Annotated in this window: 1 protein-coding gene; it reads left to right on the top strand. The window is 60.5% G+C overall.

The annotated features are described in order from the left end of the window. On the top strand, positions 1-461 hold a 461-nt coding region (locus FQ320_RS25315; protein WP_148476010.1), incomplete at its 5' end, for an IS5 family transposase. Positions 462-706 lie beyond the last annotated feature (245 nt).

Genomic DNA, 706 nt, shown 5'->3' with positions numbered 1-706 from the left:
TGGAGGTCCGGGCTGTCGAGATCACCGGGAGCCATATCGGCGATGCACGCATCCTGCCTGACCTGCTCAGCCAGATCCCAGCCCAAGAGGAGATCGCGAGCGTCACCGCAGACGGTGCCTATGACACACGCAAGTGCCATGATGCCATCGCTGACCGCGGTGCGAATGCCGTCATCCCACCCCGCAAAAACGCCAAGCCGTGGAAAACTGTCACCGCAGGTGCGGTAGCCAGAAACGAGGCTTTGCGTGCATCAAAATACCTCGGCCGCTCAATCTGGCGAAACGGGAGCGGATACCACCGCCGAAGCCGCGTCGAGACCAAGATGCACTGCATGAAACTGCTCGGACAGCGCCTCATGGCGCGGGACTTCGACCGACAGGTCGCGGAAGTCCACATCCGCATCGCCGTCATGAACGGCTACACCGCCCTTGGCATACCAGTCACAGAGGCCGTTGGATAAGTCCGTCCGGGGAAAGGGGTAGCCTGGCCATCAGACGATTTGTGCATGTATGGATGCCCCCATTGATGCAAGTGGTTTTTGAACGGCGCGAGCGTGTGATCGGGTGCGGTCATGTATCAGGCCTCTGTGTGCGGTTCTGATGTGACCGCGGGCCGGTATGGCGATGCGCGGACCAGAGGCATATCAACAGACCGAGCTCGTGGCTCCTGCGCAAATGCTGCTTTCTCTGACCCGGATCTGATCGA

Origin of the sequence: Oceaniovalibus sp. ACAM 378, from assembly GCF_008085915.1 — a bacterium.
Lineage (GTDB): Bacteria > Pseudomonadota > Alphaproteobacteria > Rhodobacterales > Rhodobacteraceae > Oceaniglobus.
This window is presented reverse-complemented; position numbering and strand designations above follow the sequence as displayed.